Source organism: Paenibacillus sp. y28 (assembly GCF_037137075.1).
Classification (GTDB): Bacteria; Bacillota; Bacilli; order Paenibacillales; family NBRC-103111; genus JBBBNV01.
Genome location: NZ_JBBBNV010000010.1, coordinates 51,112 through 65,332, shown reverse-complemented (window position 1 = coordinate 65,332; position 14,221 = coordinate 51,112). Strand labels below are relative to the sequence as shown.

11 protein-coding genes are annotated in these 14,221 nt (G+C 49.5%); 1 reads left to right on the top strand and 10 read right to left on the bottom strand.

All coding sequences use genetic code 11. The features are described 5' to 3' along the window. Positions 1–77: 77 nt before the first annotated feature. Together WBG83_RS10300 and WBG83_RS10295 are read right to left on the bottom strand one after the other, a co-directional pair. Complete coding sequence (locus WBG83_RS10300) at positions 78–1,172, bottom strand: acyltransferase family protein (protein WP_336744934.1); 1,095 nt, start codon at positions 1,170–1,172, stop codon at positions 78–80. 4 nt (positions 1,173–1,176) lie between these two features. Next, positions 1,177–1,413 (bottom strand): helix-turn-helix domain-containing protein, encoded by a 237-nt coding sequence (locus tag WBG83_RS10295; RefSeq protein ID WP_336744933.1) that lies wholly within the window; start codon positions 1,411–1,413, stop codon positions 1,177–1,179. A gap of 297 nt (positions 1,414–1,710) precedes the next feature. Here WBG83_RS10295 and WBG83_RS10290 point away from each other — a divergent pair, with 297 nt between their 5' ends. Continuing rightward, entirely contained in the window at positions 1,711–2,781 is a 1,071-nt protein-coding gene (locus tag WBG83_RS10290) for an acyltransferase family protein (RefSeq protein ID WP_336744932.1), read from the top strand. On the opposite strand, the gene WBG83_RS10285 is transcribed toward WBG83_RS10290, so the two are convergent. From WBG83_RS10285 to WBG83_RS10250, 8 genes are all read right to left on the bottom strand, one after another. Next, positions 2,756–4,012: an MFS transporter gene (locus WBG83_RS10285; RefSeq protein ID WP_336744931.1), complete on the bottom strand. Its 1,257-nt coding sequence runs from the start codon at positions 4,010–4,012 to the stop codon at positions 2,756–2,758. The two genes, WBG83_RS10290 and WBG83_RS10285, sit on opposite strands and share 26 nt — an antisense overlap. A 192-nt stretch (positions 4,013–4,204) precedes the next feature. After that, positions 4,205–5,740, bottom strand: a complete 1,536-nt coding sequence (locus WBG83_RS10280) for an extracellular solute-binding protein (RefSeq protein ID WP_442955825.1) — start codon at positions 5,738–5,740, stop codon at positions 4,205–4,207. Between the two features lie 273 nt (positions 5,741–6,013). Further along, entirely contained in the window at positions 6,014–7,039 is a 1,026-nt protein-coding gene (locus tag WBG83_RS10275) for a dienelactone hydrolase family protein (protein WP_336744929.1), read from the bottom strand. Further along, positions 7,036–7,875, bottom strand: coding sequence for a sugar phosphate isomerase/epimerase family protein (locus WBG83_RS10270; protein WP_336744928.1), 840 nt, complete (start codon positions 7,873–7,875; stop codon positions 7,036–7,038). The genes WBG83_RS10275 and WBG83_RS10270 overlap by 4 nt, the downstream gene beginning before the upstream one ends. A gap of 130 nt (positions 7,876–8,005) precedes the next feature. Next, positions 8,006–9,538: an extracellular solute-binding protein gene (locus WBG83_RS10265; RefSeq protein WP_336744927.1), complete on the bottom strand. Its 1,533-nt coding sequence runs from the start codon at positions 9,536–9,538 to the stop codon at positions 8,006–8,008. Between the two features lie 110 nt (positions 9,539–9,648). Beyond that, positions 9,649–10,524: a carbohydrate ABC transporter permease gene (locus WBG83_RS10260; protein WP_336744926.1), complete on the bottom strand. Its 876-nt coding sequence runs from the start codon at positions 10,522–10,524 to the stop codon at positions 9,649–9,651. Positions 10,525–10,551: 27 nt separating this feature from the next. Beyond that, positions 10,552–11,502 (bottom strand): ABC transporter permease, encoded by a 951-nt coding sequence (locus tag WBG83_RS10255; RefSeq protein WP_336744925.1) that lies wholly within the window; start codon positions 11,500–11,502, stop codon positions 10,552–10,554. 358 nt (positions 11,503–11,860) lie between these two features. After that, positions 11,861–14,185: an AraC family transcriptional regulator gene (locus WBG83_RS10250; RefSeq protein ID WP_336744924.1), complete on the bottom strand. Its 2,325-nt coding sequence runs from the start codon at positions 14,183–14,185 to the stop codon at positions 11,861–11,863. Positions 14,186–14,221 lie beyond the last annotated feature (36 nt).

Sequence of the window (14,221 nt, the reverse complement as noted above, 5' to 3'; positions counted from 1 at the left end):
AGCATGATGACATTCGCCTCCGGCTGGAACAGTCCGCTGTTCCGGCCGGTTTTTTTTCATGATTGGCGGACGGGCTTCTACACGCGAGGGGTCAGCGGGGCTCCCTCTTTGGGGGACCGTAATTCAGCTTCCCGCTCCTCATGAAAGCCCTTTCCAATCTTGCCAACCAGATAACTGCCTAGCGGAAGACGCTGCAGCAGCCAGACGGCCAGCATAGAGGCGGACGTACTGGCTCCGAATAGAACGAAGGTATAGAGACTGAAGCTGAGGTGCGGGACTAATAAACCGGAAAGCACTTTTTCAAAGCAGCGGTAAAAGAAAGGATTCAGCAGATATATTCCGAAGGAGAGCTGGCTAATCCATACGATTAGCTTGGGAGGGCGTTTGATTTTGGTCGCCACCAGAAAAAGCGCGCAAATAGCAGCGATGGCATAAATAATAATGTCCGGGCGCTTTGAGCCGAGCGGAAACAAATTCATCGGGTACAGCCAGACGAACATGGCGCCGGCGATTGGAAGAAGAACAGCAATCCATTTCCAATGCCGGCTTAATAGCTGCTCGAATTGCAAATCGTAGCGTCCCGCATAATAAGCGGCGGTGAAATAAAACAGCCAGCCGGTAAACGGATACCACCAGAACGAAAACCGCTGGCCGGGCTCATACCAGAACTCAGCCGCCAGCCATAGATAGGCAGCTTGAATGAGGAACGCCCCCGCCAAAACAATGACAGGCTTACAGGCATCGGCGATTTTGTGGAAAAATAAATGAAGAAGATAAAACTGAAATATGATAAGGACAAAGTAACCGTGAAACCCGCCGAGCATCATGTTGGACCACAGCTTGGATGTAAAAATATCCAGCGACCGGCTAATCCCCGCTTCGAACGCGGCATAAAAAATGCCCATGCTCACATACGGGATCATCATGTAGCGGAGGCGGTTAACCAAGAAGCCTTTCTTCGGCTGATCCGGATACGCACGGGCAACCAGAAATTCAGAAATAAAAATAAACATCGGGGCCGCGCAAAGCAAAAGCGGAAACAAATAAAACCAAATCCGCTGCTCGGTGGAATGAATGCTTAGGGGATAGCTGGAGGAGGCCGTACCAATGGCATAATACATGGCGATACATAAGCATGCAAAGGCCCGCATAACAAATAGTTGCTTTACCATGGACTCACCTCATGTTCATTCTGTCATGGGCGTTCCGTACTGCGTGACTATCTTCCATCACATACTCGACACTCACCGAAAAAAACTGGGCGATTTTTTTGAGGGTATCGTAAGCGGGCTGTCTGCGGTCATTCTCATAGTGGGACAAGGCTGCACGTGTTACCCCTATGATGCGGGCAAGCTCCTCCTGTGTTATTTTCTGCTGCTCACGTAATTCTGAAATCCGTTTTCCAAGTTTCATTCCTTGTAATCCATCCCTTCATTTCATGTCGTTTGATTGTGCCCCCTCCTCCGCACCATTGCAGTGACCACCCGGCTGTAAATTCAATTCCCCTAATTATAGTAATAACACATGATACATTTAGTATCAATATGATACATATGGTATCTTTAATTATTTTTGGTATTTCCCTTTATACGGAAAAGTAGTATGATGTTTTTAGATACACTTTGTATCAATGAAGCTGGCCGGACCTCTGCCATGTCTGGCCGTCCCTCAAAGTGCAGGGTTTATTTAACGGAAAGGAAGATGGGAGCCATGACGAAGAAATTGCTTCTGATTCAAGCTGCGCGGGCCATTGTCCCGCTTCTGGTCGTACTGCTGCATACGAGCCAATTCTCGGCCAAATATTTCGATTACCGTTTCCTCGGGATGACCGACATTCCTTACTCGGGGGGAGTCGATTTTTTTTTCGTGCTTAGCGGCTTTATGCTGTATTACGTATTTCATCAGGATTTCGGCAAAAAAGAGAAATTCAAAGCATTCCTGCTCGGCCGTCTGCTCCGGATTTATCCGGTTTATTGGTGCATTCTTGCCTGTATCGTCCCTATTTATTTTTTGGTGCCCGATTATGGTGTCGGCTATGAAACGCAGCCTTGGGTAATTGTCAAGTCGTTCCTGCTTTTCCCCCAAGAGCATAATCCTGTGCTTGGTGTCGCCTGGTCTCTTGTTTACACCGTTTTTTACTACCTCGTATTTTCCCTGCTGATCGGCCTGCCTCCCTGGCTGTCCCGCAGCCTGATTGCCCTCTGGCTTCTTATTACCGCCTGCGCCGCCCTGCAGATCGTTCGCTTGGAGCCTTTCTTGCTGCGATTTATGTTCAACGCCGAGTTCCTGAAGTTCGCGCTGGGGGCCTTCACAGCTCACGCGATCATGAATTACAGCTTCCGCTTCGGGCTGCCTGCTGCGGCCGCAGGCATCATCGGGTTTCCCTTATGCTGGCTCAATTATGCGTACTCCTGGTTTCCTCTTGATTTATCCGTCGGCTACACGGTGTTTTCTATCCTGACCATCCTCGGCCTCTCCAGTCTGGACCAAAAAAAGCAAATAACGCTGCCCCGGTTTATTCACCATTTGGGCAGCGCCTCTTACGCGATTTATTTAACGAACCAGCCTGCTATCTCCGTCCTGAGCAAGCTTTTTCACGCCATTCATTTGCCTGATTATGTCAGCCGGCCCGTCTCGGCAAGCCTGCTTATCGCCGGGGCCATTCTTGCCGGATCACTGACCCACCTGTTCGTTGAAAAGCCGCTCACCTCGCAGCTGAAACGGCGCTTTCTGGCAAGCAGCGCCCGAACCGGACTTATGCGCTCATCGTCGGCTGCTTGAGCCGATCCTGATCGGCCCTCTGGTCCATGTTCAAAAACCATACCTGGACAAACTGCAGCAGCGCGATGAAGAGCAGCGTAAGCGCCATACCTATGCCCTGAACATCCGAGGTTAGCAGCAGCATAATGCCGATAGAGCAAATTCTTCCAACATTCAAAAACGCTTCGCGAATGACAACCGTCTCAATACGGATGACTCCTTTGAGCGGCAGCTTCCCGATGAGCTGGTAATAATGAGTGCCGACCAGGTTATTTTGAACCGGGTTGTTAACGGCGTGCAGGGTAATAAAAATAAGGACCGTCACCAAAGTCATATCCCAGTTCAGCAGCAGCGCACCGGCGCTCAGCCCGGCGAGCGACAGGACCAAATAGCGCAGCTGAAGCTCCCCTCCCCCTACGCGGGCCAGCACAGAACTGACCAGAATACTAAGCAGCGAGAAGCCGACACCGAGGTATCCGATGACGTTTTCCTTCGGAACGACAGTATACAGCAGGATGTTAGGCAGGAATAGCATTACGCCCTGCAATAGACCGAACACAAACCAGCTGATCAGCGCCCGGGTAAATTTCGGCTCCCGCCGCATCACCTGCCCCATCAGACGCAAATAGTAGGTGCGGTGATGGCTGCTGTCCAGCTTCATGCGGAAGCTGATCAGAAATGCGACCAGATACATCACAAAAGCAAGTCCAAACACAAGCACATATCCATGCAGGCCCTGAAACCGGCTAATCAGAAAGCCCGCCAAGGCCGGACCCATTAAGGAGGCCGACGTTGTCACGTTAAAATTAATCGCCAAAAACCGCGCACGGTTTTCATCTGTCGAAACGTCGTACTGCAGCGTAATATAGCTGACCCAATAAAACGATCCGGCCAGTCCCTGCACCATTGCGAAGAGCACATACCAGCGGACGATTTCTTCCCCTGCAAGCACCACAGCCAGGTAAAAAAGAGAAATGAGGAAAATACCGAGTCTGCATGTAAACAGCCGATCCTTCCGTTTAGCAAGCCAGCCGCCATAGGCAAAAATAACGATGGTCATGACGTACGTCGTAACGTTGTAGACGGCGCTCATGGTCAAATCGCCGGTCAAGCGCCACAAATACAAAACCAGAAATACGCCGGACATCGAGTTTCCAAACATGAAGCACCAATGAATCGTAAGCGCTATCACTGCTTCCTTGGAATATTTCTGACCGGGAGGCACTGTATCGCGCCTCAGCCTTTGCCACATGAAGACACTCTCCCCACTCGTCATCTGCTGCTGCTCTCTTCATTCCCCTTCATTATAGCACCGGCACTTCCAGCGAACACCTCCCGCCATGGCTTGTAATCCAGTCACCCGGCCCTTTACGCAGGAAAAAAGCCGCGCTGTCCTTCGACAGCACGGCTTTCCTTTTTATTTCAAGCGTTTTCAGAGCTCTGCTTACTTTTTGTTTTGTTTCAGATACATCTCTTTGTACTCCGCCATAACCTTTTCACCGCCGGATTTCTTCCACTTCTCGATTTCCGCCTGGTAGCCGGCTTCATCCAGCTTGCCCATAATGAATTTGGTTTGAGCATCCCAAATTTGCTGATCCAGCTCTTTGCCCTTTTCATTGTAGGTAGCGGAAGTAAGCGTCAGCGCAGGGTTCGGCACAATATACTTGATGCCCTCGGATTCCATCTTCGTTCCTTTTTCACCGATAGCAACATCCTTCAACGGCAGAACGTTATAGCCTTCCAGAACGGTCAGGTTGTCGCGGTAAGGCTTCACTTCACGCTGGAATAAGTTGAAGCCATCAGTAACGAACTCCGTGCGGTTGTCGTTTGTTTTGGCAAAGTGCTTGCCCTCGATACCGCGGAGCAGCAGCGTCGACATTTCCGGATCCATCAGCTTGTCGAGGAAGCCGAGGATACGTTTTACTTCAGCTTCCGTTTTGACGGAGGATTTCGGAATCACGAGGAAGCCGTTGTTTCCGTTTTCGGAGGCGATACGGATGCCTTGCGGGCCTTCCAGGCTGAATACATCGACGACAGCATTCGAATTCGCTTTGGACAGGCGGTCCTGCTGGCTCTTCCCGTTAGTGGCAACGGCATTTCTCATACCCAGACGGCCGGAATCCATCATTTTCTCCACTTCTGTATTATCGAGTACAGCGAAGTCCTGGTTCAGAAGCTTCTCGTCGTACAGCCGTTTGAACAATTTTAACACGTCATGGTACTCTTTGGACATAAATTCCGGCGTGAAATTTCCGTCCTTATCCACAGCCCATTTGTTCGGCGCGCCTTGCGAAACCGCCAGACGGGTCGTTACTGCGGCTACACCTTCATTATATTTTTTGAAAAGCACCATGCCGTACGTATCATTCTTGCCGTTTTTGTCCGGATCGTTCAATGTCAGCGCCTTAATAACCTCATAGTATTCATCCAGCGTTTTTGGAGTTTTCAGGTTCAGCGCGTCGAACCAGTCCTTCCGGTACACGATGGCCGCGCGTCCCATGTTGCGGAACAGCGGAACACCGTAAATTTTTCCTTCGACCTTAATATTATTGAAGAACAATTCGTTTTGGGCGCTCAGGTTTTTGAATTCCTTTAAGTAAGGTCCGATCTCCCAAAAGATTCCCGATTGCGCCGCGTTCAAAATATTAGGCGTATATTCTACATCCATCAGCTTCGGCATTTCGTTGGAGGCAATCATGACGTTGATTTTATCTGCGAACGCCGCGCTCGGAATCCATTGAATGTCAAGCTTCGTATTCGTATATTTCTCCATGGCTTGCTCTATGGCGTTCCCCTTTGCCGGGATATCGCCAACCTGTTTAATCGCCAGACTAAGCTCCAGCGGTGTATTGTCCACCGCCTGCGCAGGTGAAGCCGACGGACTTTGAGAGCCTTGTGAAGATGTATTTCCACTAGAGCAAGCGCTTACAATCGAGGCAGTTGTAAAAATCGTGGCGCAAATGAGTGCAATACGGGACATTCCTTTCATTTGACAGACCTCCTTGATTTTTGTTCTTTGTTTGAGCAGTGTTTGCCGCTTCTTCATTCATTATGCAAAGCTCCCCGATATCAATCAATCGTATGGTTTTAACCACGTTCAGTTTGGCCCGAAAACGATTTTTTATGCCTAAAAACCGTTTATTTCCCCGGTAATGATTACAGGATATCCTATAATGACACCACACCAATTCATACAAAAAGCGGCCTTTCGGACCTGAATCCGAAAAAGCCGCTTTTCAATCTGAGACAAGGATTATAGCTGTTGCTCCAGCCAGTCATAGGCGAGCCGGCCGCTAATTTCATGACCGCCTTCGAACAAATCATGCACCAGCTGTTCCGATGCATTAAAAAATCCATAAATTTCAGCGAGGCGGGAAATGGCCGCTTTGGAGCCGTGAACAGGGAAAATCCGATCCGCTTCCCCGCTTTCGACCAGCAGCGGCCTGGGGGCAATCAGTCCCACCAAATCCGGCAGCTCCCCGACCTGCAGCAGGCCGGGCACATAATTATCCACACAATGCCGGATGCTTAGTATACTGTCCCGGAACGTATTCACATATCCGCTCAGCACAATAGCACGAACCCGCTCATCCAGCGCCGCAAGAAACGCAGCTACCATCGCGCCGCCGGACATCCCCATACCTCCGATACGGGCGCTATCCACATCGGGGCGCTCCTCCAAATAATCCAGGGCGCGCAGCATCTCGTAAATACGGACGCCGGCCAAGGTCGTTCCCGCTGTAAGCAGGGTGGTCGCCAGACGCTGGCAGGAGTTCTGCTTCGGCTCCAAATCCGCGTCCTGCTCCAGCCTGCGCTCCCCAAAGCCGAGCAGCTCCGGCACCAGCACAATAAACCCTTTCCCGGCAAGCTCTACCGCGAAATTATGATACAGGTTCGGTCCTTCATTCTGGCTGCCATCCGGCTGGAGGCCGATCACCTCTCTCGCACCATAGCCGTGTCCGTGTACGGCCAGCACAGCGGGCTTTACAGCAGGTCCTTCCTTCGGAATTAAAGCGTACATAGGCATCGTCAGCCGCTCCCCGGTATCCAGCAGGAGGCGCTGCCGCACATAGGAGCCGCAGTCCACTTCCTCTTCGAGCACAGATCGGCCCACAACCGTGCGAACCGGGATATCCGTTAGACCAAGCTTCTCCGAAAGAGCAACCTTCATTAGCTGCCTGCGCAGCTTCCAGGCCTCCGGGTTCGTCCCGCCGCTGGAGAATGCGTCTTGAGTGACACGAGCATACACATCTTCCAAAAAAGAATCGGGCCTAATCATCGCACGTTGGGTCCGGCAGCCTGCTGAAACTGGTCACGCAAGAAACGAATGGAAGCTGCCGCTTCATGCGGCTTCACCTGCTCAAGCGTCATTGTGACCAGAGGCTTGTACTGATTCAGCCGCTCAATAAACAGCGGGTAATTCAGTTGGCCTTGGCCTGCCGGGACAACCTGGAATTGGCCCTCTGGATTCATGATGAAGTCCTTGGCATGCGTATGTACAATCCGGCTGCCGAGCAGTTCGAATGCACGTTCAACAATTTCATCCTGACGGGACGCTCTTTCCTGTGACAGCAGGTTAACCGGATCAAGCAGAACCCCGAGGTTGCTGGAAGGCACCTCGTCCAGCAATTGCGCCAGCTTCTCCGGTGTATCGACCAGATGGTCCTCCGCCACTTCAAGAGCAACAACCGCGCCCCATTTCTCCGCTTCTTCGGCTATTTCTTCTACCGCTGATCGCATCCGGGCCCAGTGCCTGCTCAAATCTGCGCCCGGCTTCGGCTTCCCTGTTTCACTGGCTACCATTGCATTGCCGAAATATCGGGCATGGCGGATATGCTCCTTGAAACGGTCGATATTGTTCCGGAAAGCGGTATCATCCAATTCAATTAAATCAACGTAGCAGCCAAGTACGGCAATCGAGACACCTTGGCGGTGAAACGCTTCCGTAATTCTCGTTGCCAGTCCCGGACTTAATTTACCGAGTCCGCAATCCACATCCGCGATAGCCTTGGACAGCGCCAATTGAACATAGGAGAACCCTGCTTCTCCAATATTGGCGGCTAGTTCCGCATAGGGTAATTTCCCGTAGTTATGTGCAAGCACTCCAAGTGACATGAACCTGTTCCTTCCTCTCCAGCTCAAGTTAGTATCAGTAGTATTATACCATGATCCTATAATCAAAAATATGCGCAAGCAATCCAGAGTCAAACTCTTCATTGCTTGCGCAGTCATATACACTTGACGATTATTTTTTGTTTTGTTTCAAATAGTCTGCTTTGTACTCAGCCAGCATTTTTTCGCCGCCGGCTTTTTTCCATTTTTCAATTTCGGCCTGGTAAGCGGCCTCATCGATTTTGCCCATAATAAATTTGGTTTGAGCATCCCAAATCATCTGCTCCAGCTCTTTCCCTTTTTCAGAGTAGGTCGCGGAAGTCAAGTTCAGCGCAGGGTTCGTAACGATGTATTTGACACCCTCGGATTCCATTTTGGTTCCTTTTTCACCAATAGCCACATCCTTGAGGCTTGGTACATTGTAGCCTTCGAGAACCGGCAGGTTATCACGGTAAGGCTTCACTTCACGTTGGAACACGTTAAAGCCGTCGCCTACGAATTCCGTGCGGTTATCATTTGTTTTTGCATAGTGCTTGCCTTCGATACCACGCAGCAGCAGGGTGGACATTTGCTCGTCACCAAGCTGATCCAGGAACTTCAAGACACGCTTCAATTCAGCCTCTGTTTTGACCGAGGATTTCGGGATAACGAAGAATCCGTTGTTACCACTTTCAGCAGCGATTTTCAGTCCGTTCGGACCTTCCAGCGGCATAACATCCACTACAGCGTTCGGGTTGTTTTTGGACAAGCGGTCTTGCTGGCTTTTCCCGTTGGTAGCAACAGCGATCCGGACACCCAGACGGTTTGTGTCAAACAGCTTTTCGGCTTCCGTTGCATCGAATACCGCGAAATCCTGGTTCAGCAATTTCTCGTCATACAGGCGTTTGTAGAACTTCAGAACATCGTTGTATTCTTTCGTGTAAAACTCCGGCGTGAAGTTGCCGTCTTTGTCCACCGCGTATTTGTTCGGTGCGCCTTGGCTTACGGCCAGACGAGTTGTCAGCGCTTCCGTACCTTCGTTATACTTTTTGAACAGCACCATGCCGTACGTATCATTTTTTCCATTTTTGTCAGGGTCCTGCAATGTCATCGCTTTCACAACATTGTACCAGTCATCGAGTGTTTTCGGCTGCTGCAGACCCAGCGCGTCCATCCAGTCTTTCCGATAAACCACCGCCGTACGGCCCATATTCCGGTAAATCGGCACCCCATAAACTTTTCCGTCAACCTTGATATTGCTGTAGAACTGCTCGCTCTTGGCGCTCAGGTTTTTGTAATCCTTCAGATAAGGTCCGATTTCCCAGAACAGACCGGATTGTACAGCATTAATAATGTTCGGCACATACTTGACGCGCAGGAGCGTCGGCATTTCATTGGAGGCAATCATCACGTTGATTTTGTCATCGTAAGCGGCACTAGGAATCCATTGAACATCCAGCTTCGTGTTCGTGTACTTCTCGATTGCTTGCTCAATCTCATTGCCCTTGTTCGGAATGTCTCCGACTTGGGAAATCGCGATGCTGAGGTTCAAAGGCGATGTATCCTCAGCCTGAGATTGCGGCTGATTGGCAGGAGCTTTCTCACCGGCGTTTCCGCAAGCGCTTGCAATTGTTGCTGTAGTAAAAAGCGCCGCACAGATCAATGCAAAACGGGATTTCACTTTCATGTTTCTTCCAGACCTCCTAATGGTTGTGCTTCATCTTTTTTTTATTAAAAGAGCGTCCCGGCATGAACCGGGACAGGCTCCCTCAACCTAATTTAACCTTGGCCTTGCCATTACCCTTTAACTGAACCGAGCATAACACCTTTTGCAAAGTGCTTTTGAAGGAACGGATACACGAGCAAAATCGGAAGTGTTGCGAATACGATAACCGCCATTTTGATGGTAAGCGGTTGAATCTCGGTTTCCTCAATGCTGGTATCGCCGACACGGCTGTTCGCATTGATAACAATTTCGCGAAGCAATACTTGAACCGGCCATTTGACGTTGTCATTGATGTACATAACCGCGTTAAAGTACTTGTTCCAGTGGTCTACCGCATAGAACAGACCGAAGGTGGCCATCGCCGGCATCGACAGCGGAAGCACGATACGGAACAAGACGCCGACATCGTTACATCCGTCGATCTTAGCAGAGTCTTCCAGGCCGTCAGGAATTTGCTGGAAGAAGTTTTTCAGTACAATCAGGTTGAACGCGCTGATTGCAGTCGGAATCATCAAGGACCAAAGCGTATTAATGAGACCCATTGCTTTAACGACATAGTACGTCGGAATCAAACCGCCGCTGAACAGCATGGTGAACAGTACAGCCATCAGCATAATCTGGCGTCCCTTCAACTGCGGACGGGACAGCGGGTAAGCGAGCAGGGAAGTAAAAATCAGATTGATCAAGGTACCGATGACTGTAACGTAAATCGATACACCCAAAGCGCGCATCAGCGTATTGGTGGAGAAGATGTACGTGTAAGCGGAGATCGAGAACTCCTTCGGCCACAGGATGAAGCCGCCTTGTGCAACAATGTGCGGTGCTGTAAAGGACACAGCAAGGACATAAATGAACGGAATGATAGTAACAAGCGCGATAATGGTCAACAGCAAATAGTTGACGCCGTCAAAGATGCGGTTGCCCCAGTTTTTATCATGAGTCGGCACGGTATTGGCCCTCCTAGGAATGATGGATTAATATACGCCTTCTTCGCCGAATTTCTTAGCCAGCCAGTTGGCACCAACGACAAGGACCAGACCTACTGCGGATTTGAACAAACCAACCGCGGCGCTATAGCTGTACTGGGCCTGCGTCAACCCTTTTACATATACATACGTATCGAACACTTCCCCGACTTCACGGTTCGTAGAAGTAAGCATCAAGAAGATATGCTCAAAGCCTGCATCCAGGAAGTTACCAAGACGCAAAATCAGCAAGATTACAATCGTACTGCGGATAGCGGGCAACGTAATGTGCCACAGCTGTCTCCAGCGGCCTGCGCCGTCCATACGCGCTGCTTCATAAAGCTGAAGATCGACACCGGCAAGAGCGGCAAGGAAAATAATTGTACCCCAGCCTACCTCTTTCCAAATCGATTGGCTGACAATCATGGTCCGGAACCAGCCCGGCTCCAGGAGGAATGCTATCTTTTCACCTGTAAGCGCGAAAATCAATTCATTAACTGCCCCGCCCTCTGTCGTAAACAGGATGTAGAAAATACCTACAACTACAACCCAGGATACGAAGTGCGGAATGTAAACTAGCGTTTGAACAAACTTTTTAAATCGTTCTCTTCTAACCTCATTCAGCATCAAGGCCAGTACAATCGGCAGCGGGAAGAAGAACACAAGGTTGTAAATCGCAAGCAGGAATGTGTTGCGGAACAACTGCCAAAACTGTTCTTCCCCGAAGAAACGAACAAAGTGCTTTACTCCAACAAATGGACTGCCAAGAAACCCGAGATGCGGTTTGAAATCCTGGAAAGCCATAATAAGTCCGTACATAGGAACATACTTGAAAACTACGAAATATAAGATACCCGGTAAAGCCATTAAATATAACCAGCGATCTCTTAAGAGGTCTTTCATTAAGTTGTTTTTGCGAATGGTTGCGGGCTGTGAGCTAACATTGGCTCGAGTACTCATCGCTGTTCTTCCCTACTTTCTCTCTGGCGTTTGAGCTTATTATCCCCTGCTCGTTCAGAACATGCTATCCTCTGATTTAAACCTGTTTACAGCACCATCCGAAATGGCGAAAAACCTTGTTAAATCAAGGACTGTGAGCCTTGCTATCATCTGAATTTAACCTTCTGAAGCCGGAGTGTAACTTTAGCATATCGGCCTTTATACCCAGATATATCCAGATATAAAGCTGCGCCGCAGCGGAATGTACATTTACTTTTCCCTGTTTATCCAATGAAAATACAGCTTATCCTCTCCTTGAATAAGGACAATAAAAAGAGCCCGCTGTATGGTAGCCATACGGACGGGCGCTGCGGAATTGCTATTCTTTTTTATTATGCTCTCTGTATTGACCCGGCGTCATTCCGACGATTTTGCGGAAGGTGCGGATGAAGGCGGTCGTGTTCGTGTAATTCAAGCGTTCGGCAATTTCCGATATTTTTAGACTTGTCGTCTCCAGCCAGGTCTTCGCAATATTCATCCGGTAATCGGCCAAATACTCGCTGAAGTTGATTCCCATCTCCTTCTTGAATACCCGGCTCAAATAGACAGGGTGAAAATTGAGCTTCGAGGCGCATGATTCCAGAGAGATATCCTGATCATACCGTTCATGGACCAGCTTGACCATTTGATTCGCGATGTTGATATATTGAGATTCCGCCTGTTCATTCAGGAACGCCATAATCGGCTCAAAAAGGTCTGATTTAAACCAGGCGATAATATCGTTCAGTGTGCTCAGCTTTAACAAACGGTCATAGGTGGCCCGTTCGCCGAGCACTTTTTTCACATTGCCGCCCTGCTCCTGCACCACTTGATACAGCTTGGACACAAGCTGCATCATCAGAACCGGATATTCGCCCGTGTTGACGTTCTTTTCCACCAAATCGGCGATATATTTATCAAACCATTCATGCACCTTCGCCGCATCCCCCAGCTTAATGGCGCTAATGAGCTGGTCCTCCGTCCATTTCAACTGTGTATACACCGTGGCTTCAAGCTCTTTGTTGCGCGCCTGCACATCCTCATAATGCAAAATGATGTTATTGCCGAGGTTAAGCCGGCTTTTGAGGGATTCCAGGCCTTCCCGGTAAGCATGGACGGAGCCGGTAACCTTCTTGAACGGACTGCTGATGCCGATACTAACCGAAATTTGCAGAAATTCCTGCACCTTGGACAAAATAAGCTCCGCCGTTTGATGGAATTGCTCCTTCAATTCAGCGCCCTGCTCCAAATCGCTCGTAATCAGGGTCACCTGCGACTGATCAAGCAGCACCGGACTGAACCGCTGGTGCGCCGGAATGAGCTCGCCCACCATATTGTTTATGGCAAACAGCAGCAGCTCCCGGTCATGATCCCGGTAACGCGTCCCCTGCAGGGTGTCGATTTGAAGCGTCAGCAGGCCAAGATTTTGCCATTCCAAAGGAAAGCCGTAATTTGTGCTGCGGTACGTAAAATCGCTTTCCGAGATTTGTCCTGTCAGCAGCTTGAGCACAAAAAACTCTTTCAACTGAACAAACTGCCCCTGAACCTGCTGCTCCAGCTGCTGGCCGGTGCTGAACAGCGTTTTGAACCGCTGCTCGATCGACACGAATTCGTCCTTCGTATTCGTCTCCCCCGCGTTAACATCCTTCGTGAACTCAAACAACCGTTTAATCGGGGAATACATTTTGCGACTCAGGAAAAAAGCAAGCAGACCGATAACCACAAAAATAATGCTGCAGGCGACGATAGTTGCCATCGCGATTTTGCGGGTTCCTTTGGTCAAATCATGAATAGATACCACAGATACGTAAATCCAGCCGTTGTAGGAAGATGCCCGGTATGCGACGCCGACCTCCTCCTGACCGATATCGGTATTAAAGAATCCGTTTTCCTTGCCTGTAGCCTGGACCATCTGCGCAATTTTTTGGTTTAGGCTCTCGTAGTAGCTGGCTTTAGCGTCCGATTCGGTATCGTAAGCCAAAAAATGCTGCCCCTCCCGGTTAATCACATAAATCGAACCGAGATCACGGCTTCCGGTAAGCTGAGTCAAAAGCTGGGATTTCAAAATTTCAATAACCAAAAATCCTCTTGGCTGCGCTGTAATCGGCACAATCGGCAGCTTATACACCATATTGACTGTAGCCTGCGAAGCTGCCGGGGTTGTATTGCCCTCCGGATCAACCTGATTGCTGTTATCCGCCGCGACCGGATTTGTATCCCAGAACAAGCTTGTCGGGTGCTTCGCATACTGCTCGATTAAGCTTTTTTTCTCGAACTCAGCAAACTTCTTGAAGGAAGTAAAGCTGACAACCCATTCCTTCTCCAGTCCGATCAAGTAACCGTCGCTTATTCCTGCAAAGGTTTGCAAATTGTACAAGCCCATAGATAAGTCACGAATTTTGTCGTATTGTATCGATTCCAGGTTTTCATTAATGGCAGATGTCACCTGGGGCGAATTAATATACTGAATGGAGGTCAGCTCCAGCGTCTTCAGCGTTTGCTCCATTCTCATTTGCGTTTGGAGAAGCAGCTGCTGATTGCCTTCCTTCACCTTCTGCTCCACATCCCCGGTTGCAATATAATAAGAAAAAATACCGAGTGTGATGACCGGAATCGCTCCGATTAAGAAACTAAAGGCGAGCAGACGCAGCATATATTTAGGCAAGTTCAAGTCTCCTCCCTTTAGCTCTGATTTGTCAAA

Excerpts from the sequence above, each read along its gene's own strand:
- WBG83_RS10300 (WP_336744934.1), bottom strand. The coding sequence starts at position 1,172 with ATGGTAAAGCAACTATTTGTTATGCGGGCCTTTGCATGCTTATGTATC.
- WBG83_RS10295 (WP_336744933.1), bottom strand. The coding sequence starts at position 1,413 with ATGAAACTTGGAAAACGGATTTCAGAATTACGTGAGCAGCAGAAAATA.
- WBG83_RS10290 (WP_336744932.1), top strand. The coding sequence starts at position 1,711 with ATGACGAAGAAATTGCTTCTGATTCAAGCTGCGCGGGCCATTGTCCCG.
- WBG83_RS10285 (WP_336744931.1), bottom strand. The coding sequence starts at position 4,012 with ATGTGGCAAAGGCTGAGGCGCGATACAGTGCCTCCCGGTCAGAAATAT.
- WBG83_RS10280 (WP_442955825.1), bottom strand. The coding sequence starts at position 5,740 with ATGTCCCGTATTGCACTCATTTGCGCCACGATTTTTACAACTGCCTCG.
- WBG83_RS10275 (WP_336744929.1), bottom strand. The coding sequence starts at position 7,039 with ATGATTAGGCCCGATTCTTTTTTGGAAGATGTGTATGCTCGTGTCACT.
- WBG83_RS10270 (WP_336744928.1), bottom strand. The coding sequence starts at position 7,875 with ATGTCACTTGGAGTGCTTGCACATAACTACGGGAAATTACCCTATGCG.
- WBG83_RS10265 (WP_336744927.1), bottom strand. The coding sequence starts at position 9,538 with ATGAAAGTGAAATCCCGTTTTGCATTGATCTGTGCGGCGCTTTTTACT.
- WBG83_RS10255 (WP_336744925.1), bottom strand. The coding sequence starts at position 11,502 with ATGAGTACTCGAGCCAATGTTAGCTCACAGCCCGCAACCATTCGCAAA.